General features: G+C 33.7%; 29 protein-coding genes and 1 pseudogene. 18 read left to right on the top strand and 12 right to left on the bottom strand.

What is annotated here, in order from left to right; genetic code table 11:
• The 5 genes and pseudogenes from rpsD to ABZC13_RS13085 all read right to left on the bottom strand — a co-directional run.
• Positions 1-83, bottom strand: a pseudogene (rpsD, locus tag ABZC13_RS13105) (30S ribosomal protein S4); the annotation flags it as partial.
• An 11-nt stretch (positions 84-94) separates the two neighbouring features.
• Entirely contained in the window at positions 95-487 is a 393-nt protein-coding gene (gene rpsK / locus ABZC13_RS13100; RefSeq protein ID WP_373004771.1) for a 30S ribosomal protein S11, read from the bottom strand.
• Between the two features lie 10 nt (positions 488-497).
• Positions 498-860: a 30S ribosomal protein S13 gene (rpsM, locus tag ABZC13_RS13095; RefSeq protein ID WP_373004768.1), complete on the bottom strand. Its 363-nt coding sequence runs from the start codon at positions 858-860 to the stop codon at positions 498-500.
• Between the two features lie 2 nt (positions 861-862).
• A complete protein-coding gene (gene rpmJ, locus ABZC13_RS13090) occupies positions 863-976 on the bottom strand; it encodes a 50S ribosomal protein L36 (protein WP_008338806.1) in 114 nt (37 codons plus the stop codon).
• A 405-nt stretch (positions 977-1381) separates the two neighbouring features.
• Complete coding sequence (locus ABZC13_RS13085) at positions 1382-1726, bottom strand: hypothetical protein (protein ID WP_373004765.1); 345 nt, start codon at positions 1724-1726, stop codon at positions 1382-1384.
• A gap of 160 nt (positions 1727-1886) precedes the next feature.
• On the opposite strand from ABZC13_RS13085, the gene ABZC13_RS13080 reads away from it, so the two are divergent.
• From ABZC13_RS13080 to ABZC13_RS13065, 4 genes are all read left to right on the top strand, one after another.
• Positions 1887-3137 carry a diguanylate cyclase gene (locus tag ABZC13_RS13080; RefSeq protein ID WP_373004762.1) on the top strand — a complete coding sequence of 417 codons (1251 nt, stop codon included), beginning with the start codon at positions 1887-1889 and terminating at the stop codon, positions 3135-3137.
• Between the two features lie 85 nt (positions 3138-3222).
• Complete coding sequence (locus ABZC13_RS13075) at positions 3223-4476, top strand: diguanylate cyclase (protein ID WP_373004759.1); 1254 nt, start codon at positions 3223-3225, stop codon at positions 4474-4476.
• A gap of 36 nt (positions 4477-4512) precedes the next feature.
• The gene (locus ABZC13_RS13070; RefSeq protein WP_373004756.1) at positions 4513-5763 is read left to right on the top strand and encodes a radical SAM protein; all 1251 of its coding nucleotides are present in this window, start codon (positions 4513-4515) and stop codon (positions 5761-5763) included.
• Positions 5760-6413, top strand: coding sequence for a glucosaminidase domain-containing protein (locus tag ABZC13_RS13065; protein WP_373004753.1), 654 nt, complete (start codon positions 5760-5762; stop codon positions 6411-6413). Before ABZC13_RS13070 ends, ABZC13_RS13065 begins: the two co-directional genes overlap by 4 nt.
• Positions 6414-6434: 21 nt before the next feature.
• On the opposite strand, the gene ABZC13_RS13060 is transcribed toward ABZC13_RS13065, so the two are convergent.
• The 3 genes from ABZC13_RS13060 to ABZC13_RS13050 form a co-directional block, all read right to left on the bottom strand.
• Positions 6435-6677 carry a hypothetical protein gene (locus ABZC13_RS13060; RefSeq protein ID WP_373004750.1) on the bottom strand — a complete coding sequence of 81 codons (243 nt, stop codon included), beginning with the start codon at positions 6675-6677 and terminating at the stop codon, positions 6435-6437.
• 67 nt (positions 6678-6744) lie between these two features.
• Positions 6745-8055 carry a M99 family carboxypeptidase catalytic domain-containing protein gene (locus ABZC13_RS13055; protein ID WP_373004747.1) on the bottom strand — a complete coding sequence of 437 codons (1311 nt, stop codon included), beginning with the start codon at positions 8053-8055 and terminating at the stop codon, positions 6745-6747.
• A complete protein-coding gene (locus ABZC13_RS13050; protein ID WP_373004744.1) occupies positions 8027-8767 on the bottom strand; it encodes a M15 family metallopeptidase in 741 nt (246 codons plus the stop codon). The genes ABZC13_RS13055 and ABZC13_RS13050 overlap by 29 nt, the downstream gene beginning before the upstream one ends.
• Positions 8768-8904: 137 nt before the next feature.
• On the opposite strand from ABZC13_RS13050, the gene ABZC13_RS13045 reads away from it, so the two are divergent.
• The 7 genes from ABZC13_RS13045 (at position 8905) to trpB (ending at position 13546) form a co-directional block, all read left to right on the top strand.
• Positions 8905-9216, top strand: coding sequence for an ArsR/SmtB family transcription factor (locus tag ABZC13_RS13045; protein ID WP_373004741.1), 312 nt, complete (start codon positions 8905-8907; stop codon positions 9214-9216).
• Positions 9209-9613, top strand: coding sequence for an arsenate reductase ArsC (locus ABZC13_RS13040; RefSeq protein ID WP_373004738.1), 405 nt, complete (start codon positions 9209-9211; stop codon positions 9611-9613). Before ABZC13_RS13045 ends, ABZC13_RS13040 begins: the two co-directional genes overlap by 8 nt.
• Positions 9613-10866 carry an arsenic transporter gene (locus tag ABZC13_RS13035; protein ID WP_373004735.1) on the top strand — a complete coding sequence of 418 codons (1254 nt, stop codon included), beginning with the start codon at positions 9613-9615 and terminating at the stop codon, positions 10864-10866. Before ABZC13_RS13040 ends, ABZC13_RS13035 begins: the two co-directional genes overlap by 1 nt.
• A gap of 13 nt (positions 10867-10879) precedes the next feature.
• Positions 10880-11134: a hypothetical protein gene (locus tag ABZC13_RS13030; protein WP_373004731.1), complete on the top strand. Its 255-nt coding sequence runs from the start codon at positions 10880-10882 to the stop codon at positions 11132-11134.
• A 92-nt stretch (positions 11135-11226) separates the two neighbouring features.
• Positions 11227-12075, top strand: a complete 849-nt coding sequence (locus tag ABZC13_RS13025; RefSeq protein ID WP_373004728.1) for a S1 RNA-binding domain-containing protein — start codon at positions 11227-11229, stop codon at positions 12073-12075.
• A gap of 3 nt (positions 12076-12078) precedes the next feature.
• Positions 12079-12291, top strand: a complete 213-nt coding sequence (locus ABZC13_RS13020; protein WP_373004725.1) for a hypothetical protein — start codon at positions 12079-12081, stop codon at positions 12289-12291.
• 37 nt (positions 12292-12328) lie between these two features.
• Positions 12329-13546 (top strand): tryptophan synthase subunit beta, encoded by a 1218-nt coding sequence (gene trpB / locus ABZC13_RS13015; protein WP_373004722.1) that lies wholly within the window; start codon positions 12329-12331, stop codon positions 13544-13546.
• 20 nt (positions 13547-13566) lie between these two features.
• Here trpB and ABZC13_RS13010 read toward each other — a convergent pair whose 3' ends face one another.
• Genes ABZC13_RS13010 through ABZC13_RS13000 form a run of 3 tightly spaced genes read right to left on the bottom strand, consistent with a single transcriptional unit; the run spans position 13567 to position 16005 of the window.
• Entirely contained in the window at positions 13567-14745 is a 1179-nt protein-coding gene (locus ABZC13_RS13010) for a YbfB/YjiJ family MFS transporter (RefSeq protein ID WP_373004719.1), read from the bottom strand.
• Positions 14742-15464, bottom strand: a complete 723-nt coding sequence (locus tag ABZC13_RS13005) for an endonuclease III domain-containing protein (RefSeq protein ID WP_373004716.1) — start codon at positions 15462-15464, stop codon at positions 14742-14744. Before ABZC13_RS13005 ends, ABZC13_RS13010 begins: the two co-directional genes overlap by 4 nt.
• Positions 15448-16005: a methylated-DNA--[protein]-cysteine S-methyltransferase gene (locus ABZC13_RS13000; protein WP_373004714.1), complete on the bottom strand. Its 558-nt coding sequence runs from the start codon at positions 16003-16005 to the stop codon at positions 15448-15450. Before ABZC13_RS13000 ends, ABZC13_RS13005 begins: the two co-directional genes overlap by 17 nt.
• Before the next feature lie 150 nt (positions 16006-16155).
• Between ABZC13_RS13000 and ABZC13_RS12995 the strand changes: the two genes are divergently transcribed.
• The 7 genes from ABZC13_RS12995 to ABZC13_RS12965 all read left to right on the top strand — a co-directional run bounded on the left by ABZC13_RS12995 (position 16156) and on the right by ABZC13_RS12965 (position 20748).
• Positions 16156-16944, top strand: a complete 789-nt coding sequence (locus ABZC13_RS12995; RefSeq protein WP_373004711.1) for an ABC transporter permease — start codon at positions 16156-16158, stop codon at positions 16942-16944.
• Between the two features lie 98 nt (positions 16945-17042).
• Entirely contained in the window at positions 17043-17396 is a 354-nt protein-coding gene (locus tag ABZC13_RS12990) for a hypothetical protein (RefSeq protein ID WP_373004709.1), read from the top strand.
• Positions 17378-18313, top strand: coding sequence for an MlaD family protein (locus ABZC13_RS12985; RefSeq protein ID WP_373004706.1), 936 nt, complete (start codon positions 17378-17380; stop codon positions 18311-18313). The genes ABZC13_RS12990 and ABZC13_RS12985 overlap by 19 nt, the downstream gene beginning before the upstream one ends.
• Positions 18310-18963, top strand: coding sequence for a hypothetical protein (locus tag ABZC13_RS12980; RefSeq protein ID WP_373004703.1), 654 nt, complete (start codon positions 18310-18312; stop codon positions 18961-18963). The genes ABZC13_RS12985 and ABZC13_RS12980 overlap by 4 nt, the downstream gene beginning before the upstream one ends.
• Positions 18964-19127: 164 nt before the next feature.
• On the top strand, positions 19128-19553 hold the full coding sequence (locus ABZC13_RS12975) for a hypothetical protein (RefSeq protein WP_373004701.1): 426 nt from the start codon (positions 19128-19130) through the stop codon (positions 19551-19553).
• Between the two features lie 14 nt (positions 19554-19567).
• On the top strand, positions 19568-19861 hold the full coding sequence (locus ABZC13_RS12970; RefSeq protein WP_373004698.1) for a chorismate mutase: 294 nt from the start codon (positions 19568-19570) through the stop codon (positions 19859-19861).
• 5 nt (positions 19862-19866) lie between these two features.
• Positions 19867-20748 carry a sulfurtransferase gene (locus tag ABZC13_RS12965; protein ID WP_373004695.1) on the top strand — a complete coding sequence of 294 codons (882 nt, stop codon included), beginning with the start codon at positions 19867-19869 and terminating at the stop codon, positions 20746-20748.
• 22 nt (positions 20749-20770) lie between these two features.
• Here the strand turns inward: ABZC13_RS12965 and infA are convergent, their stop codons facing one another.
• A complete protein-coding gene (infA, locus tag ABZC13_RS12960) occupies positions 20771-20989 on the bottom strand; it encodes a translation initiation factor IF-1 (RefSeq protein ID WP_013326041.1) in 219 nt (72 codons plus the stop codon).
• Between the last annotated feature and the right edge of the window lie 4 nt (positions 20990-20993).

Here is a 20993-nt window from a genome sequence, read left to right as displayed (position 1 = left end):
GCTAAACGACGCTCACCTTTTAAGTTAAGGCTTACACCGAATCTTCTTTCGATTTTTTCTACTGGACCTCTATATCTTGCCATCAGTAATCTCCTTAAACTCTACGACGCTTAGGTGCGCGACAACCGTTGTGTGGTAATGCAGTAACATCTTTCATAAATGTAACGCGAATACCTTCGATAGCACCTACAGCTTTAGTTGCTGTTTCACGACCTGAACCAGGACCTTGAACTTTAATACCAAGTTCTTTTATACCATGTACTTGAGCTTTAGCTACTGCATCTTCAACAGCTGCTTGAGCCGCGAATGGAGTAGATTTTTTAGAACCCTTAAAACCAAGGCTACCAGCAGAACTCCATGCAATCATATTACCCATTTCATCAGTAATAGTTACAAGTGTATTATTGAATGATGCAGCGATATGAACGATACCACGTGCAATATTCTTTTTTACTACTTTTTTTCTAACAGCTTTTCTTTTTGCCATCTGTTAATCCTTATGCTGCGCCGACAGTTTTACGTTTACCCTTACGAGTACGCGCATTTGTCTTAGTTTTTTGACCACGACATGGAAGACCACGACGGTGACGTAGACCCCTGTATGAACCTAAATCCATAAGTGCCTTAATATCCATAGCAACTTTTTTACGTAAATCACCTTCAACCATATGGTTGGCACGGATTTCCGCAGTAATAGCTGCTACATCTGCTTCGTTTAATTCGAAAACTCTTTTGTTATAGTCTATACCTGTCGCGTCTAAAATTAGACGAGAAGCGTGTAAACCAATACCATAGATGTATGTTAGACCATACTCTACTCTTTTCTTTTTAGGTAAATCAACACCAGAAATACGAGCCATGGTTATCCTTGTCTCTGTTTATGTTTTTTAACTTTGCAGATTACTCTTACAATGCCTTTTCTCTTGATAACTTTACAGTCATCACACATCTTCTTTACTGAAGCACGTACTTTCATTGAAAGCCTTTATATTAATCTCATAAAATCTGAACAAGTCCAGCTTCTACTCAGTCACTAAAGCTTCACCTATCGGTGAGAGAACAACCTCTACTTTATGAATTTTAGTTTTGTCTTTGTCTTTGCTGCATGTAGGCAAACAATATTTTTGCTTGCCAATACTTTTATCTATATATAGTATATAAAGATAAAAATACTCAACTATTATGTTAAAACAGCAAAGCGGATGAGGATTGTACCCAAATTAATGTAAAAGATTTATTAAGAGAGATTAATATATATGTTTTTATCTATGAAAAGGCTATTTTAGTGCTAAAACAACCCTTAGTTTAAACTAATAAGTATGAAATGTGTCTCCTGCAGAGCTTTTATGTTTAAGTTTTCATATTTTCTTTATAAAACATTCTAATTCCATAAAACACTAACACCATATTCCGGACTAAGTATTATGTGTTTATTGTAATAAACTTTTTTACCATATTTTTTACTTAGTAGTTCTACTTCAACTGACTCATCTTCAAGAAGTTCTCTAACCTCTTTATATGAAAGCCATTTACCATATCGAGCTAGTGCATTTTGCCAAATCTTAAAATCACAGGTAGAAGCTTCAGTAAGCTCATACATCTCACCATCTTCTGTTTTCCAGTTTGCATTTGAGCAAGCGTATAGTTTTACTTTTTTACCACTTACCTCTTTATCTCTAACTTCAATTGATCCACCATCACAGTATGGGCATTTACCTAAAATCATTTTAAACTCCTAATAATTACAGTAAGTTAAAAATTCTAACTTATATAATTACTTGATCTTAAAAAAATGACACTATGCAATATAATTTTACATCTTTCCTATATTATTTATTGTTTATGGCTATAATCAGTGTTAAAAATAATTATTATAGGTATAAGCAATGAAGAAAGTCTTAGTAGTTGATGATGATCAAAAAGTTTTAACTTTGCTAAAACCAGAGCTTAAGAAACATACTGATATTGAAGCATATTTTGCCCATAGTTATACAGAAGCTATGAACCTTGTAATTGAGCACCAAGGCAAATTTCATGCAGCTTTACTAGATATACATCTACCAGATGCCAAAGGCGAAGAGATTGTCGAACTTGCTACTTTTTACAATATACCATCTGTTATATTGACTGATATAACAGATGAAAAGATACAAGACTCATTAGTCAAAAAAGATGTCATAAATATTATTTCAAAAGATGATTTATCCAGTATAGTTTGTGCCGTTACTGACATATCAAGAACACTGAAGAACTATGATACAACGATTTTAATAGTGGACGATTCAGAACTTTATAGAAAAATTTTAAAAGATAGTTTAAAAAAGATTAAACTCGAAGTAGCCGAAGCATGTGATGGTATTGAAGCTTTAGAGATATTGGAAAATAATAAAAATATCTCCCTCGTTCTAACAGATTACGAGATGCCAAATATGGATGGGCTGGAACTTACATTTAGACTGCGAAAAAAATATAAAAAAGATCAACTGGGAATTATCGCGATAAGTGTTGTTGAAGAGCAAAATATAATCAGTAAGTTTTTGAAAATTGGTGCAAATGATTTTATTAACAAAAGATTCACACATAATGAAATTGTGACTAGAATCAATGCTAACTTAGAACTTTTGGACCTATTTGGACAAATAAAAGATATGGCCAATAAAGATTTTTTAACAGGCGCATATAACAGACGATATTTTTTTGATACCGGAGATTATATATACAAAAAAAGTAAAAGAAATAAATCTTCTTTAGCAGTTGCCATGATTGATATAGATAAGTTTAAAAACATCAATGACACATATGGGCATGATACCGGAGATATTGCAATACAAGAAGCAAAAAAAATATTAGACAAAAATTTAAGAGATTCAGATCTAATGGCACGTTTTGGAGGAGAAGAATTTTGCGTGCTTCTAGAAGATATTACATTTGAAAATGTAAGACTACTATTTGAGAAGATAAGAACTAAATTTCAAAACAATATCATTAGAACAAGTAAATATACTATCACTTATACGGTATCAATTGGAGTGTATTTTGGTTCATCAGATTCACTTGAAGATATGATAAGACTCTCTGATGAGGCACTATATATAGCAAAAGAAAGTGGTAGAAACAGAGTTGAAATAAAATCATAAAAATTATATGATGTTTAATCTGACATTTATTCTAAATTGTTATAATTTAAGCTAACTAGCAAATAAATATCAATAGGCATACCTTATGAAAAAAGTCTTAGTAGTTGATGATAGTCAAACAGTTTTAATTATGCTAAGAATAGAGTTAGAAAAACACAGTGATATTGAACCGTATTTTGCTTCAAGCTATAAAGAGGCTGTTCGTCTATTAAGAGAGCATAAAGGCGATTTTCATGCTGCACTACTAGACCTAAATCTTCCAGATGCTCCAGATGGAGAAGTTGTTGGACTTGCAAACTCTCACAACATCCCATCAGTTGTTCTTACAGGGACGGTAGATGAAAAAGTGCAAAACTCTATACTTAAAAAAGATGTCATTGATGTTATTTTGAAAAATGATCCTTCAAGTATAAAATTTGCTGTTAAAGATATATCTAGAACTTTAAAGAATTACGACACTACAGTTTTAATAGTGGATGACTCAAAACTCTATAGACAGATTTTACGTGATACATTAGAAAAGATCAAACTCAATGTTCTTGAGGCTTCTGATGGTGAGGAAGCATTGGAAATACTATCCAACAAGGAAAATAACATTTCCCTTGTACTTACCGATTATGAGATGCCAAAAATGAATGGGCTTGATCTTACTTTTAAAATCAGAGAAAAAGCTAAAAAAGATCAACTTGGTATTATCGTTATTAGTTCTCTTGAAGCACAAACTACTATAGGTAAGTTTTTAAAATTTGGTGCAAATGATTTTATAAACAAGCCATTTACTGAAAATGAGATAATAACAAGAGTTAACTCTAACTTGGAACTTTTAGACCTTTTTGAAAAAATCAGAGATATGGCTAACAAAGATTTCTTAACAGGTGCATATAACAGACGATATTTTTTTGACAGTGGAGAATCCCTATACTCCAAAAACAAAAGAAAGGATACTCCACTTGCAGTGGCTATGATAGATATAGATAAGTTTAAAAACATCAATGACACATATGGTCACGATATAGGCGATATTGCAATACAAGAAGTAAAAAAGATACTGGACAAAAATCTAAGGACTTCCGATCTTATGGCACGTTTTGGTGGGGAAGAGTTTTGTATACTTCTTGAAGATATAACTCTTGAAGATACAAAGCTGCTTTTTGAAAAAATAAGAGAAAATTTTGAAGAAAATGTAATAGATGCAGACGGAACTAAAATATCATATACTATATCTACCGGTATTTACTTTGGTTTCTCAGATTCACTTGAAGATATGATAAGACTATCTGATGAGGCATTATATACAGCCAAACAGAACGGTAGAAACAGAGTTGAAATAAAATCATAAAATAGCATTAGTAAACATTTTGCTAAAATGCCACTTATGAATACATATTTAAACAAATTTAACGACTCTGTCAAAAACACTCTTTTTATAAAGCTTCCAAAAAACGAACAAGAGTTTATAAAAAACAAATCACTTGAACTAAAGTTTTCCCATCAAGAGATAAAACAGATAATTGACATTGCCAGAGACCTTAGTACCTGGAATGAAGAAAGCATAATAAAACTCTTTCCAGATCATAATCAAAAAAAGGTTGTTTTTACCAGACTTCGAAAAGCATATGAAGATATACGCAACAAGCCTAACTCATATGAGAACTTCGAGCTTAAAAACATACCACAAGAACAAAAGTTCACCTTTAAAACAGAAGCTAAAGATGGCTTTGGTCTTGGACTTTGTCCTGTTGCATCTGAGAAGACTAGATGCTGCAATCTTTTAACTCTAGATGCTGTAGAGAGTTGTGGGTTTGACTGTTCGTACTGTTCTATACAGAGTTTTTACAATCAAAACACCATTACCTTTGACAGCAATTTTGCAGATAAACTAAAGAACCTGAATCTTGATAAAAACAAAACTTACCATATAGGTACAGGTCAAGCATCTGACTCGTTGATGTGGGGAAATCGTGAAGGTATATTGGACGCTCTTTTTCTGTTTGCAAAAGAAAATCCAAATGTCATCTTAGAATTTAAGACAAAATCAGACAACATAAAATATTTTTTAGAGCGTGATATACCAAACAACATACTTTGTACATGGTCACTGAACACTCCGACTATCATAGAAAACGAAGAGCATCTGGCAGCTTCTCTTGATAAGCGTTTAGCATCTGCAAGAGCTGTCGCTGACAAAGGTGTGAAAGTCGGTTTTCACTTTCACCCAATAGTACAATATGAAAACTATCTAAGTGATTATGCTAAAGTTTATGCAAGACTTTTAAAAGAGTTTAACCCTAGCGAAGTTGCACTTGTTAGCTTTGGTACGCTGACATTTATAAAACCTGTTATCAAACAACTTAGAGATAGAGAGTTCAGAAGTAAAATAACTCAGATGCCACTTCAAGATGCAAGCGGTAAAAGCTCTTATCCTGATTCTATAAAAGTGGAAATGTTTAAACATGCCTATGAGAGTTTTACTCCTTGGCATAAAGATGTATTCTTCTACCTTTGTATGGAAGAGCATGAGATGTGGAGTAAAACCTTTGGTTACCAATACTCAACTAACAACGATTTTGAGAGAGCTATGCTTAGCTCGTATAGTACAAAACTAGATATGGAGTTTCTTATATGAAAGTTTTTAAACTAGCCCTAGTCCTGACAATGCTAATATGCTCAAGTACTTTAGTGGCTAAAGAGTCAAAACCAATGAGTGTTAAAGAAAAAAAAGAGAGATTCCGCTCTCTTATAGCACCGGCTGTAGATAATGTTTATAAAGAGTTAGATGTTCAGTTTAAGGATATATCTAAGAATCTTAATAACCCGAAATATAGTAAAAAAATTGAAAGTCTAAAAACAACTTATAAAGTAAAGACAGATGAAGAGCTACTGATGGCTTTAAAACCGCATCCAAGAAGTATAGCTGTCGCACAAGCTGCTATGGAGAGTGCATGGGCAACTTCAAGATTTTTTACAAAGGCTACAAATATATTCGGTGTTTGGTCATTTAACAAAAATGAGCCGAGAATAGCTGCAGGCGAAACAAGAGGTAGTAAAACTATATGGCTTAAAAAATATGCTAGTATTGAAGATTCTGTAAGAGACTACTACAAGAACTTGGGTCGCTCTCATGCATTTAAAGAGTTTAGAAAGTTAAAGATGCGAACAGATGATCCCTATAAACTGGTGAAAAAGTTAGATCGTTACTCTGAATTGGGTGCTCAATATGGGCAAGAATTGACTTCTATGATAAAATTCAATAAATTTTATCTTTACGATAAATAGTAGAGTCGGAAGTGGAAAGTCTTAATGACTTCCACATCCGCCGCCACAACAACCGTTGCTTGTTGACTCAGCAAATGCAATAACAAAGTTACTACCTGCTTCTTGAACTTTAAATTCGTGTTTACCACAGAACTCATCGTTCATATGGTCTCTCATCTCTATTGATTTCATAAGTGCATCATCTTTAGATGCTATCTCGATTCCATTTTCTAACGAGCTTTTTTTAAAACAGCCACACTCTTGTTCTACAATTACTTTAAACATAGTTTATCCTTTAATATATATAATCGTATATTATCGGAGTCAACTTTTTCTTAACTGATGTAAAAAACTAAGTTCTAAATTTAATCAAAACCATACCCGCAAATTTATTTTCAGTGTAATATTCAACTCTGAAGATAGTGCCTTTTGTATCAATAGAGAAGTGTTTTGGAATCTCTTTGTTCTTTATCTCTATACCTGTCTCTTTTTTCTTTTTGTTTGTATATCCTATAACATTAACTCTATAGGCACTATTTTCTTCTACTAAAAAACTCGTCTTAACATCTATGAGTGATCCAAACTTAACATCTTGCAGCTTCCCATCTACCTTTAATTTTACACTTTTATGCTCAGCATCTATATCTTGGTAATCAGCTTTGAGCCTTGAGAGTCTTCTGTTACCATACTGGATGACATAAGTGTTATCTTTTTTTATAATTGTAAGAAGTGGATTACTAGCTTTAAAGTCTACAACACCATCTTTTTTAATTGGAAAATATTTCACCATATTTCTTATCTCAGAAAGAGGTAGTTTAATCTTTTCATCATACAAAGAGATGTATATATCATCATTGATCGCTTTATATACACCGTTTGCGTCAAGAGTAAATTTTCTTTTATACTCTATTCCCATTATGTCCATATATTTTTCTAGGGCTAAAAGATGGTAATAGACTCTCTTATGTGTAGGAAGATTTTTACTAGCTTCATTACCAAAGGCTGCTTTGCCTTGATTTATAGCGAAGTAAGTAAGACTTTTCTCCATCTCTTTATCACCATCTTTTGTTTTAGTATTATGCACATGATAGATGTCTTCACTTTTAATAAGATTCTCATTTACATGTTTTACAACTTCAACAGAGATTTCTGAAAGATTTCCATATTTTGGTATATCTATATGGGATTGATCTACTATAGAGCACTGCCCCCATCTATTTGGTGAGTGCATACTGTCTTCATATTTTGGTCTGTAAAACCCGCTGCCGTCATGCAGGTTAACCACAAGTTTTACATTATCATCTTTGATATAGTTTTTAATTCTTGTAACTGCCTCATACTCAGGGTCTTTTTTAGAAAGCTCAGCAAACTTTCTGTTCATATCCCCATATGGTCCTCTACTTCTTTTGATGATGCTGTAAAAGTTCAGGTTTGGTACTATCCAGATAGAACCTTTTGTGATCTCATAGTGTGTAGCAAGAATAGATGCAGAGATAAATCCACCTGGTTCATCACCTTGGATGCCACCGACCACGAGTAGAGTGTTTTTGTCCAGTTTGCCTTTTTGTATAAGGTCAAATTTAAAGCCATTTTGAGCACTTAAAACAAGAGGCAGTACAAGCAGTAGTATTAAACTATATAACTTCAACATGCCACGGTTCAAATCGTACTCCATCACTATTATTTTTGTTATATCTCATACTTATGTAGTCAAGCTTTGTCATCTTTTTAAACTCTAAAGTAGATGCAAATGCATCTGTGAAGTTTTTATATCCCCAGCCACGGCGACCAACATCAAAATCACTGATTGTATGGTAAGAATGGGCAGGAGGTGCTATCTGTATAGAAGCTTGTGTAATGTTACCTCCATTATGAGACAACTTATTACAATAAAGGCTTAACTGCTTCACAACATTTCTTACCCCAGATGTTAAAACAAGGGTACGTCCAATATCTTTTTTTAACTTTTCATAATCTTCTACAGGTTTACCTTTAAAGAGGTAGTGTCCTGTGTAAGAAACTTTTACAACATCTTTACTGGAGATTTTGTTATTAATATCTGTACATGTCTTAGCCCCATAAAAGCCGTACTGATTGGGGTTTTCTGAAAAAAGCTTATCAACCAAAGCTAGTTCATCTTTTGTAAATATACCAACTTTTGAATAGTTTCTGCCATAGTATAGGGCCTCATTAAATGAGATTATATTAAAATTTGCGTAGCCCACATATCTGCTCAATCTTTTGAGTCTGTTATTTAAGCTCTTGAGCGTTGTGTACTCTTGATATGAGAGGTAAATATCCTTGCTATTATTTATTAGATCATTTGCAAGAAGTGGTGATAATGATAAAGTTGTTAAAAAAAATCTTCTATTCATAATCGTAATTGTACCTAATTTATCTTCTACTTTTTCTTGTGTCTAGTCAAAATATACTATCAATACATCAATATATCTTGATATATAAAAATATTATGCTATTATTTTATTTTTAATAGCAAAAGGAAGTTCTGATAATGGAAATATTTTTAAAAACCATCGGCTCAATAAATGATGAAACGAGAGTAGAAATACTTCACTTCATTGATAAAAACGGTGAGGTCTGTGTATGCGATATAGAAAACTCTTTTAACATGATCCAATCACGTATATCAAGACACCTAAAGATATTAAAAGATGGTGGATTTTTAAAAGTAGATAGACGTGGAAGATGGGCATATTACTCTATTAAAACCCCTATGGATGAGTTTAGACAATCTATCTTAAAAGAGATTAGCTTCTGCGACATAAAAATACCAGAGTTAAATAAAGGATGTAAAAGTGAATAAAAAAGTTTTAATATTATGTACAGGAAACAGTTGTAGATCTATCATCGGAGAAGCAGTATTAAATGCATACTTAGATGGTGTAGATGCCCAAAGTTCAGGAGTAAAAGCAAGCGGAAAAGTAAATCCAAATGCTAAAAAAGTTCTACAAGAAAACAATCTATGGAGAGATGAATACCACTCAAAAACTCTAGATAAAGTTATAGATGAAGATTATGATCTTGTTGTAACTGTTTGCGATAATGCGATGGAGTCATGTCCTGTTTTTCCAAAAAATACTAGAGTTATACATGTAGGTTATGAAGATCCTGATGGAAAAAACTATTCGGCATTCGAGAAGACTCTAAAGCTTATCAAGATGGAACTGACTCCTATAGTTAGAATGGAACTGGGTCTATAATGTTATTAGCATCTATCATATTTCTTATAACTCTTCTTTTTGTTATCTGGCAGCCTCGTGGACTACAGATTGGAACAACTGCTGTTATCGGTGCTATTGTTGCACTTAGTGCAGGAGTAGTGAGCATCAGTGATGTCGGGATAGTCTTTGACATTATCTGGGATGCTACGCTTGCTTTTATCGGGATAATCATACTCTCTATGGTTCTTGATGAAATAGGTTTCTTTGAGTGGGCAGCACTTAAGATGGCAAAACTTTCTCATGGAAACGGGCATCTGATGTTTGTCTATTCTATCATCCTTGGAGCTATTGTATCTGCCCTTTTTGCAAACGATGGAGCTGCACTGATACTTACTCCTATCTTACTTGCTAAGATGAATATCCTTCGTCTAAACACAAAAACAATTTTGGCTTTCTTACTAGCAGGTGGGTTCATAAGTGATAGTGCGTCTCTGCCTTTTGTATTTTCAAACCTTACGAACATTGTAACGGCTAACTATTTTGATATTGGGTTTGCTGAGTTTTTCTCAAACATGATTCTTCCTTATTTTGTAAGTGTAATTGCAAGTATGGTTGTACTTTGGATAATTTTGAGAAAAGACATACCTCAAACTGTAGATATTCATCTTCTTAAAAATCCTGATGATGTTATAAAACACAAGGGATTATTTAACTTTAGCTGGTTGTTTTTAGCTCTTTTACTAGCTGGTTATTTCATCGGAGATGCTTATAATATTCCTGTTTCTGTTTTTGCACTTGGTGGTGGAGTTCTTTTTCTACTAATAGCATCTGCAACGAAAACAGTAGAGCCAAAACATATCATCAAAGAAGCTCCTTGGCAGGTTGTATGGTTTTCACTTGGTTTATACATTGTTGTTTATGGTCTAAAAAATGCAGGACTTACAGACTATATAACTGAGATACTTGTGTATCTAAACTCTCAAAGTGAAGTAGTAGCAGTTGTGGGAACTGGATTTTTAGCAGCATTTTTAAGTGCTTTCATGAACAATATGCCGACCATTATGGTTATGGATATCGCACTTGTAGATATTGCTAATGAAGCGATGATTTATGCGAACATAGTTGGATGTAACCTTGGGCCAAAAATGACTCCGTTTGGTTCACTGGCAACCCTTCTTTGGCTACACACACTAAATAGAAAAGGAGTTAAAATCAGTTTCTGGTCTTACTCTAAATTTGGACTCATCGTAACTCCACCAATACTTCTAGTGGTATTATTATCACTAACTTAAAAAGGAATTTAAAATGTTTAAAGTTACAAATACAAAAAGTGGTGTAAAAGCGACTCTCTCAGGATTTAAAACAGATGCTATAGCTTCTAAAATAGAAGCTTGTAAAAGCGGTGATTGTGATTGTGATTGCGATCCAGAAATAATGGCAAAAATAGACAATATAGAGTTCTATAGCACAAAAGATGGTTCAAATATTGTCGTTACCGGTGATATCGATGCACAAACACTTGAGCCAATGATGAAAGAGTGTTTGATTCACACCCCTTAACCATTTAAACATATCAAAACAGATATAATGTCATCAATAATTTACGTGTAGAACCACGTAAACTAAAATAACGGAATAACCGGAGAAACACAATGAAACAAAGCGAATACCTAGAACTAGGTAAAATAAACACACTTCTTATAGACAGATTAACAACTCCAGGCGCATACCTGATGGCACTTGATGGCAATGATGTACTTCTACCGGGACAATATCTTACTCCAGAAATGAAAGAGAGAACACTTGTAGATGTATTTTTATATACAGATTCAGAGGACAGACTTGTAGCTACAACACTCACTCCAACTGCAAAACTTGATGAGATGGCACTCTTTGAAGTTATAGACACTGCACCTTTTGGAGCATTTATGGACTGGGGTTTAAGTAAAGATCTTTTAGTACCAAATATGTTTCAAAAAACTCCTTTTAAAGTTGGCGAAAAAAGATTCCTAAGAGTCATCTATGATGAAAGAACTCACCGTCTTGTAGGAACAGAGAAACTTGGTGACTTTTTTGAGAGAAAAGTCAAAGGCATCAAAATAGCTGATGAAGTCAATATCTTGATTATTGCAAAGACTCCACTTGGATACAAGTGTATAGTAGAAGATAAGTACGAAGGTCTTATTTATCACAATGAGATTTTTGAGAACATAAAACTTGGCGATAGAAAAAAAGCTTTTGTAAAGGCTGTTAGAAAAGATGGAAACATTGACCTGAACCTTAGAAAAGCAGGCAGTAAAAAAAGCGGTAGTTCTTCTGATAAAGTTCTTGAACTTCTAAAAGAAAATAACGGCATTATGCCTTACAACTACAAAAGTGATGCAGAGCTTATAAAAGATGTTTTTGGTCTTAGCAAAAAAGATTTCAAACGTTCACTTACAACGCTGCAAGAAGCTGGTAAGATAGATATTAAAGATACCGGTATATATATAAAGGATTAACTTATGGGAAAGAAACAGAAAAAAAGTGTAGAACTATCTGACAAAAAAATAAACTTTATGATTCAAAAAATGTCATACAAAGCAATACGCTATTACCCTACTGCTATGAGCCTTGATGTTATGGTTACAGATGCAGACGGTGTAAAGTTAGGTATGCAAAACATCCCTTTTGCACATATTCCTAAAGAGATAAAGAAAATTATCAAGCCAAATTAACTATAATTGTTCCAAATATAAAAAAGGAACAACTTTCATGTCTAAATCTTACCTAGAATCAACTCCAGATGAAAATGGATTTTTTGGAAAATTCGGAGGCTCTTTTATACCACCTGTATTAGAGCAGCCTTTTGCTGATATCACTCAAGCCTACAAAGAATTAAAAGACTCTCCAAAATTTATTGAAGAACTTAAATATGTTAGAAAGCACTATCAAGGAAGACCTACTCCTATCTCATTTGCAAAAAATCTGACTGAACTTTGCGGTGGAGCAAAAATCTACCTAAAAAGAGAAGACTTAAATCATACAGGCGCACATAAACTAAATCACTGTATGGCCGAAGTTATTTTAGCTAAGCATCTAGGTAAGACAAAAGTTATTGCTGAGACTGGTGCCGGGCAACACGGTGTTGCTCTTGCAACAGCTGCTGCATACTTTGGACTGGAGTGTGAGATTCATATGGGCGAGGTAGATATAGCCAAAGAGCATCCAAATGTTGTTCGCATGAAGATCCTTGGTGCTAATGTTATTCCAGCTACTCATGGGTTAAAAACGCTTAAAGAAGCAGTTGACAGTGCATTTGACAGCTATGTACCACAAGCTGATAAAGCCATTTACTGTATCGGTTCGGTAGTTGGACCGCATCCATTTCCAATGATGGTAAGAGACTTTCAGTCAGTAGTAGGACATGAAGCAAAAGAGCAGTTTTTTGAGCATGAAGAAAAGCTTCCGGATGCAGTAGTTGCATGTGTCGGCGGTGGATCAAATGCTATGGGAATCTTTGCCGGATTTATCGATGATAAAGAAGTTGAACTTCATGGTGTTGAGCCTATGGGTAGAGGTGAAGAGCTTGGTGAGCACGCAGCAACACTTACTTATGGTGAAGAGGGTGTAATGCACGGATTTAACTCTATCATGCTCAAAGATGCAAATGGTGAGCCTGCCCCTGTTTACTCTATAGGTTCTGGTATTGACTATCCGTCTGTTGGACCTGAGCATGCACACCTGCAAGCTATAGGCAGAACAACGGTAGGTCTTTGTAATGACGAAGAAGCGGTTGATGCATTTTACAAACTGTCTCAACTTGAAGGTATCATTCCTGCACTTGAATCAGCTCATGCTGTAGCTTATGCAATGAAACTAGCGAAGACTATGAGTAGTGACCAAACAATACTTATCAATCTAAGTGGTAGAGGTGACAAAGATATAGACTTCGTTGTTGATAACCACCCTATTCCAAACGCTAAATTCTAATCAATTATCTTCTCGCATCTTTAAATGTGAGAAGATTCTATCCTCTTCGCATAAACTAAGAATAATATCCCAGTAAAAACAATAGCTGCTGTTACATAAAGAGTAGAGTTATAGTTTCCAAAGTACTCTATTAATGCTACACTGTAAAGAGGCGCACCAACCTGACCGATGCCATAAGCCGCTGTCATAGAACCCATAAGCACTACAGGATTTTTACCGGCAAGTTTTCCACCTAGGTGCATAAAGAGTGCAACAAGTCCTATAAATGTGCTTCCATATAGAGCACCGCTTAGTAAATTAAGATATATGTTTGTAGTAAAAGCAGGAATTAAAATACCCACAACTTGTAGAGCCATTGCGACAATGATTATGTTAACGCTTCCATAGTTATGAGCTAAACGCATCCAGATTATAGAAGATGGTATACCTGCTATTCCCACAACAAGCCAACCAAGACTTCCATAACCATCAAGACCCTCTAAAGAGTTGATTATGTCTGGTAAGAATGTACCTTGCACTACAAAACCTACACCCTCTGTAAAATATGCAAGTATCAGCAAGATTACATATGTAGAAAATATAGACTTAGATAGTTTATGTTTTACAGCTTCTTGCTTTAATACCTTATCAAAAGAGAGAATATACATAGAATAAAAGGAAACTATAAAGGCAAAAAGGCTCAGAGTAAGCCAGGCATCTGCCCAGTTTCCACTCTTTAGTACGTATTGGCTTATAAGTTCACTAGCTACTATGGCAATACCGATTCCGCTAAAGTGTATACCCATAGCTTTTGTCTTATCTTCATAGTTTAGCTTTACCATCACCAGTGCTCCACCGACTATTAAAAGCATTGCCGAACCAAAACCTGCGACGACCCTTGAGAGCAACCATATAATCTCATTTGTTGTTGTTGCTAAGACTAGTGTTGTTAAAACACTTAAAATCAGACCTATTCTAAAGTATTTTACTTTTGTGTTGATATCTTTCATAAAGATGGTAAAAATAGCACCTGATAAATATCCTGCAAAATTAAAAGAGGCCAGTACACCAGCATCTGTAATAGATAAAAAATCATTTAACATAGATGGAAGTAGTGAAGTAAAAGCAAATCTTGCTACACCGACACCTACAAAAATCGCCAATATTCCTGCAAGAAGTATTGCAACGTTGTTATTTCTGTCTAATAAATTTATATTCATATAATTTTCTCTTTTAAAAAGCATCCTACACCGTAAGGTTTTTTAGAGTAAAACTCTTTGGAATGGTTTACTATAAGGGCGTGATATTCTTGAAAGACAATAACTCTCTCTTTCTCATCTTCTATGCACTCTGTTAAAGCCTCTTGCATAAGTTGTTTCATATCTTGGTATTTTGCTTTCTCGTCTATAAGTCCAAGTTCTAAGAGTACTCTTTTTGTATATGCGTCTATTTTAAACTCTGGCACATTATATCCATATAAAAGTATCGAGTCAGCTGTCTCTTGACCTACACCTAAAACTGACAAAAGTTCATCTCTGGTTGGCGTTCTTGCTTCTAGACTCTCAAAAAAAGAGATAAATTCTAAAATATACTTAGCCTTTTGATTATGGTACCCTGATGGTTTTATAGCAAGTTTTAAATCATCTATATCTAGTTTTTTTATAGTACTAGGAGTTAGTGCATTTAAGTTTTTTAAGTTGTGTAGAGATTTCACTACTGATGTAAAACTAGTATTTTGTGTAAGTATAGAACCTAAGCACACTTCAAAGATCTCATATATATCTCTTGGAAAAGTATAGTCAAGTATATGGTAACCCTCTGTATTTCCATTTTTAGATTCATTCGCTCCATCATAGTTTACAAATGGCCACCAGCCCTGTGGTCCGTAACTCTTATAAAGGAGCTTATAAATTTCATATATTTTATTTGTTTTTTTCATCTATATCTTTCATCGCCTCGTAAGCCAGTATAATCCTCTTTTTATCTATTCCCCATCTGTAACCACTCATAGCACCTGACTTTCCTATCACTCTATGGCAAGGGATAAGGTAAGCAATGTTATTTGAGCCTATTGCACTTGCTACTGCCCTAACTGCTTTTGGTTTATCTATAGAGTTTGCTATATCTTGGTAAGTTGTAACACTTGCATCTGGGATATTCAAAAGTGCCTTCCAGACATTTATCTGAAAGTTTGTTCCCTTTACAAATATATCCACTTTTTTGTTATCTAAAAATATACTTTTTAACTCGTTTTCTATTTTTGCATCATCACGAACTAAAAGAGCATTTAACCAACTTTTCTCTAACTCAAAGAACAGTTTTTCTTTATCCTCATTAAAAGCCAAAAAGCAGACACCTCTTTTTGTAGATGCTAAAATAGCTTTACCAAAAGGAGTATCACCATATCCATAGACTATCTCTAAACCTTGTTCAAGCTCTTTATACTCTTTTAGCGTTATCCAATCAAAGTTTACAAACATATTCAGCTCCTTTTGTACTAGTGAAAAAGTATAATTAATATAGGTGTTACTCACAATCCAGATATTACTAATGGCTAAGTCAAAATTAGCAAAATTATACCAAACACTAAGGCAAAATATAGGATAATAATTCATATTAGGAGTATAGAAGTGGTTTTAAGATTTATAGAGAGTATTGGCGATAAAACAATAAACACATTATCATCATTCTATGAAGCATTAAAGTTCACATCTATATGTTTACTCCACATGGTTAAACCTGCTAGTTACAACCCTGCTATGAGGATGGTTCTAACAAAACAGATCTACTTTACTGCAGTAGGTATCATTCCTCTTTTTACTACTATGGCTGTTCTTTTTGGCTCTGTCATCATTGGTGTAGTCATCGCTCTTGCTACGGAATATGGTCTACAAGATGAGATTGGTTCTATTATCATTACTTTCGTTATAGATGAGTTTTCTCCATTTTTCACAGCCCTACTCATCTCTCTTCGTTCAAGTACCGCTGTAAACACAGAGATAGCAGTTATGAATGTAAACCAAGAGTTAAATACACTCAGAAGATACAAGATAGATTTAATTGACTACCTGTTTTTACCAAGGATTATCAGTGGGATGATCAGCGTAGTATCTCTCTCAATTTTGTTTGCAGTCATTATGCTTAGCAGTGGTTATCTTTTTACTCTTTTTTACATGAATATGGATTTTCATACATATAAGTACTTACTTATAAGTGCAATAGAGGTTAAAGACTTAGTAGTTCTATTGGTTAAGAGTATGGCTTTTGGATTTGTGACAATGCTTATCCCAATATATAGCGGACTAAAAGCCACAAGTGCATATACGGCAATTCCAATCTCTGTTTTAAATGGAATGGTTAAACTATTTGTTGCATTATTTTTTATTGAGGTGTTATCATTACTACTACAATCACTGTAAAGCTATTTGATCGTTACTATGAGATAGGTGACTATATAAACAATAGAGATGAGTACTCGCTGATCTCTAAAAAAACACCTCTTATCTCTAACCTTGATATGCTTGAAAATATTGCTCTTATAAAAGAAGTACATGAGCATATGCCTACAGAGCTAGCTCAAAAAGAAGCAAAAGAGTCTCTTAAAAAGATAGATTTGGAAAATATTGCTTTTAACAGGCTAAACCAGTGTAACTCTTATGAAGTTTTTTGTGTTTGTCTTATTCGTGCGCTGATGACTAAAGAGTCGGATGTTATAATAGTATCTCCATTTCATTTGATAGATAACCTTAGAGATATAAAAACGATAGTATCAGCAATAGATAAGTTAAAAGTAATGAAAAATATTTTAATCTTAGACACTATCTCAAACGAAACCCATTATAAGGACTCCTCATGCAATATAGTAAAATGAAACTTGCTGTAGGTATTTTTGTCATCACTCTTTTTATAACTATTACCACATTTCTCTATCTAGTACTAGAAGACAAGGGAACATTTAACAAAAGATACAACTATCACTTCACAACAGACAGTGCTTCATTTTTCAGTGTTGGGATGCCATTGAAGTTTTCCGGTTTTGACATTGGTGTTATTGATGACATCTCACTAAACGATGATGGAACTGTTTTTATGACTTTCTCCGTTGATGAGAACAATAGAAGATGGATAACCGAGGGAAGTGTTTTAATGATTATTAAACCTCTTATAGGTTCTGCCCACATAGAAGTTTACTCTGCAATTGACAACGAAGTCCTAGAAGCAGGTACTGAACTTCAGATGCTTCAAAATGATGATATAAATGATATGATATCAAAGCTAGAACCTGCAGTAGATAAGATTATAAGCGTTATAAACAATATAGACTCTATCACCGCTGATATAGCTAGAGATGATTCTAATCTTAAACAGACGATGCAAAACATCAAAAATTTTACAGCCAAACTATCAAACAGTGACTCAATACTGAGTAGCATTACCGGTGATAAAGCATCTACCCAAAGTATAATTGACTCTCTGAATAAGACTACAGAGATTATGAAAGAACTTCATACTATCAGTAAAAATATCTCTAAGACTACATCTTCTCTTGACTCAAGCATAATGAATCCTGCATCTTCAGCTATTAAAGAGCTAGATGCGATAATGAAAGATGTTAAACATAAGCTAGATGCACTAGACGGTACTGTAAAAGCAGTAGGCAGTTACGACAAAGACCTAGTAGAGCTAAAAGAGCAAATATCTGTAAGTGTTCAAAAATCAAACCAGATTATGGATAAGGTGGATGCACTAATGCAAGACGAACAGAAAAATGAGGTAACACTCCCATGATAAAAATAGCCCTTTTATCTTTAACTTTACTACTTTTCTCAGCCTGCTCTTTTAAATCTCCACCAAATCAGTGGCAGTATAAAAGCACAACAGCCTTTGACTCTTACACAAAAAACTTTTTAAGTGCAAACAATGCTTTGGCGGCAAATGATCTAAGTAGAGCTGTTAAACATGCGAAACAAAGTGCAGATTTAAAAATGCTAGCTCGTGTCTACTTAGGGGAATGTGCTCTAAATATCAGTGTTGGCATAGATGACGGTTGTAAAGATTATCAAAATATTGCTGATTTGGTAAATGATGAATCATTAGAAGCTTACTATAGTTTTATAAGACTAAAGTCTGAGTATTCAGCAGAAAACTTAAACAGCCAATACAGAGATTTTGCTTTGCATCTAAGAAATAAAGATTTTACCAAAGCAAATAGTGAAATACTTAAAATAGACAAACCGACTTCCAAACTTTTAGCTGCTTCACTTATAAAGGATAAGCTCAGTAACGCTACTAGAGATGAGATGATAAAAGTAGCCTCTTTTTACGGTTATAAGAAAAGTGTACTCTTTTGGTTAAATGAAGCGATGATTAACACTACAAATGAAGATGAACGTAAAAATCTATCTAAGAAAATATCTATTTTAAAGTCAGGTGATTAAAAAACGATCCCAAGGAGAATGGGATCTATGTATAGTCTTCGAGTCAAGTTAAGACCATACATGGAGAATCGTAAAAGTATTATATATCTTAATAGTTACTAAAGTGTTAACAAAGTCTTATCTCTTTTTAGATAATATTACTTATATCAAATCACAGGCTACAAATGAAAGAACAATTTTCACTCGATTATGCAAAGTTCCAAGTAAAAATGGCTAACTTTGTTTTATCCCAAAACTTTACTGCTAGATGTGAAGAATATGAAAAGTTATTTAACCAGATGTCATCTGTATCTCCAGATGATATGAAAGAATATGTACAAAAATCACCAGCCTTTTTAAACGCAAGAAACAGAAGTATCTCTCTTATGGAGAGAATTGTTGAGATTCATCGTTCATTAAAAGAACTGTTTGAACTTAGTGAGAATGAGCTTGGTCTAAAATATAACTATGACTTAGAAAAAGCAGATAAAGAGATAGCAGAAAAGTTAAAAGAAGCTGCTTATCTTCTACATGAATATGAAAAAGCATCCAAAAATGGTAGAAAAGCTATAGAAAAAGCTGATAACCCATTTTTAGCACAAGCACAATAATTAAGGAAATAGATATGATTAAATGTAATTCACTACAAGAAGTTAGAACAGAGATAGACAAATTAGATGATAAACTAGTTGAGTTAATCTCAGAGCGAAGCCATTTGATTCGTCAAGCTGCTGCATTTAAAGAGAGTGTTAAAGAAGTAAAAGCTGATGATCGTATAGATTTTATTATGCAAAAAGTTCGTCATAAGGCTATAGAACTTGATGTATCTCCAAATATGATTTCTGATCTTTTTACAATTATGATTAACGAAATGGTTGAAACAGAAATATCAGAATTTAGAAATACTCAAACATTTTAAAAAATATGAAATTTTTTTTATTACTAAGTATAAGCTTTTTTACACTTATTGCATCTGATGCTTTCATAACTCCAAGTGAGCTAAAAAACTCACTTAAAGAGAAAAACTTAATCATCATAGATGTAGCAGACGCTGATATTTACAAAACTAGTCATGTAAAAGGTGCCATTAACTCTGATATATCTAAGTTTATAAATCAAGATCCAGAAAATCTATACTCTTTAATGAACTCACCTGAGATTATACAAAATGAGTTAAGAAATCTTGGAATTAACCAAGACTCAAAAGTAGTTATTTATTCACACAACACTGACAAAGGTATTTTAAACTCAAGCTATTTGGCATTTATGCTTTTTTATAGTGGTTTTGACAACCTGAGTATTTTAGATGGCGGATATATGGCTTGGGTATTTGAAAATGAACGATTGACTTCTTCAGTACTGCCTGATTCAAGCGAGGAAGGAAATATAGTTGTTAAGCCAAGGGAGCATCTATTAATATCTCGTGATCTAGTTCAAAGCTCTCTAGCATCTACTCCTATACTAGATGCAAGATCTCCACAGATGTACTACGGTGTAGAGCGTTCAAACAGAGTTTCTACTATAGGTCATATCTCATATGCTAAAAGCAGTTTTTATAAAGACAAGTTTTTAAGAGATGGTACACTAAGAGACCAAAAAGAACTTGATGAGATATTCATTTATGGACATGAACTGAAAAGTAGTGATGAAGTTATAGTATATGCTGATAATGCTTTATCTGCAACTATGGAATTCTATATTTTATATAAACATATGGGATTTAAAAATACAAAGCTATATGAAGCTTCACTTTTAGAATGGGGAAATTCTTTAGATTTACCTATGACTAGGTTTAAGTGGGAATAGAAAAAAGAGGTAAAACCTCTTTTTATTTGTAACGATAAGTGATACGTCCCTTATCAAGAGAGTATGGTGTTAACTCTAATTTCACTTTATCACCTGGAAGTATTTTAATATAGTGCATACGCATTTTACCTGCGATATGACATAAAATAATATGTCCATTTTCTAATTCAACACGGAAAGTTGCATTTGGTAATGCTTCAATAATCTTGCCGTCAACTTCTATAACGTCAGCTTTAGCCATTTAT

It is taken from the genome of Sulfurimonas sp. (assembly GCF_041563035.1).
Taxonomy (GTDB): domain Bacteria; phylum Campylobacterota; class Campylobacteria; order Campylobacterales; family Sulfurimonadaceae; genus Sulfurimonas.
Note: the sequence above shows the minus strand (reverse complement) of the source record. Positions and strands in the feature narration are given on the sequence as shown.

Coding starts and splice junctions, on each gene's coding strand:
- ABZC13_RS13010 (WP_373004719.1), bottom strand. CDS start 14,745: ATGAATATAAATTTATTAGACAGAAATAACAACGTTGCAATACTTCTT.
- ABZC13_RS13065 (WP_373004753.1), top strand. CDS start 5,760: ATGAAAGTTTTTAAACTAGCCCTAGTCCTGACAATGCTAATATGCTCA.
- ABZC13_RS12990 (WP_373004709.1), top strand. CDS start 17,043: ATGCTTGAAAATATTGCTCTTATAAAAGAAGTACATGAGCATATGCCT.
- ABZC13_RS12965 (WP_373004695.1), top strand. CDS start 19,867: ATGAAATTTTTTTTATTACTAAGTATAAGCTTTTTTACACTTATTGCA.
- ABZC13_RS12975 (WP_373004701.1), top strand. CDS start 19,128: ATGAAAGAACAATTTTCACTCGATTATGCAAAGTTCCAAGTAAAAATG.
- rpmJ (WP_008338806.1), bottom strand. CDS start 976: ATGAAAGTACGTGCTTCAGTAAAGAAGATGTGTGATGACTGTAAAGTT.
- ABZC13_RS12970 (WP_373004698.1), top strand. CDS start 19,568: ATGATTAAATGTAATTCACTACAAGAAGTTAGAACAGAGATAGACAAA.
- ABZC13_RS13050 (WP_373004744.1), bottom strand. CDS start 8,767: ATGAATAGAAGATTTTTTTTAACAACTTTATCATTATCACCACTTCTT.
- ABZC13_RS13035 (WP_373004735.1), top strand. CDS start 9,613: ATGTTATTAGCATCTATCATATTTCTTATAACTCTTCTTTTTGTTATC.
- ABZC13_RS13045 (WP_373004741.1), top strand. CDS start 8,905: ATGGAAATATTTTTAAAAACCATCGGCTCAATAAATGATGAAACGAGA.
- rpsK (WP_373004771.1), bottom strand. CDS start 487: ATGGCAAAAAGAAAAGCTGTTAGAAAAAAAGTAGTAAAAAAGAATATT.
- ABZC13_RS13025 (WP_373004728.1), top strand. CDS start 11,227: ATGAAACAAAGCGAATACCTAGAACTAGGTAAAATAAACACACTTCTT.
- rpsM (WP_373004768.1), bottom strand. CDS start 860: ATGGCTCGTATTTCTGGTGTTGATTTACCTAAAAAGAAAAGAGTAGAG.
- ABZC13_RS12980 (WP_373004703.1), top strand. CDS start 18,310: ATGATAAAAATAGCCCTTTTATCTTTAACTTTACTACTTTTCTCAGCC.
- ABZC13_RS13075 (WP_373004759.1), top strand. CDS start 3,223: ATGAAAAAAGTCTTAGTAGTTGATGATAGTCAAACAGTTTTAATTATG.
- ABZC13_RS13085 (WP_373004765.1), bottom strand. CDS start 1,726: ATGATTTTAGGTAAATGCCCATACTGTGATGGTGGATCAATTGAAGTT.
- trpB (WP_373004722.1), top strand. CDS start 12,329: ATGTCTAAATCTTACCTAGAATCAACTCCAGATGAAAATGGATTTTTT.
- ABZC13_RS13005 (WP_373004716.1), bottom strand. CDS start 15,464: ATGAAAAAAACAAATAAAATATATGAAATTTATAAGCTCCTTTATAAG.
- ABZC13_RS13060 (WP_373004750.1), bottom strand. CDS start 6,677: ATGTTTAAAGTAATTGTAGAACAAGAGTGTGGCTGTTTTAAAAAAAGC.
- ABZC13_RS12985 (WP_373004706.1), top strand. CDS start 17,378: ATGCAATATAGTAAAATGAAACTTGCTGTAGGTATTTTTGTCATCACT.
- infA (WP_013326041.1), bottom strand. CDS start 20,989: ATGGCTAAAGCTGACGTTATAGAAGTTGACGGCAAGATTATTGAAGCA.
- ABZC13_RS13020 (WP_373004725.1), top strand. CDS start 12,079: ATGGGAAAGAAACAGAAAAAAAGTGTAGAACTATCTGACAAAAAAATA.
- ABZC13_RS13080 (WP_373004762.1), top strand. CDS start 1,887: ATGAAGAAAGTCTTAGTAGTTGATGATGATCAAAAAGTTTTAACTTTG.
- ABZC13_RS13030 (WP_373004731.1), top strand. CDS start 10,880: ATGTTTAAAGTTACAAATACAAAAAGTGGTGTAAAAGCGACTCTCTCA.
- ABZC13_RS13070 (WP_373004756.1), top strand. CDS start 4,513: ATGAATACATATTTAAACAAATTTAACGACTCTGTCAAAAACACTCTT.
- ABZC13_RS13000 (WP_373004714.1), bottom strand. CDS start 16,005: ATGTTTGTAAACTTTGATTGGATAACGCTAAAAGAGTATAAAGAGCTT.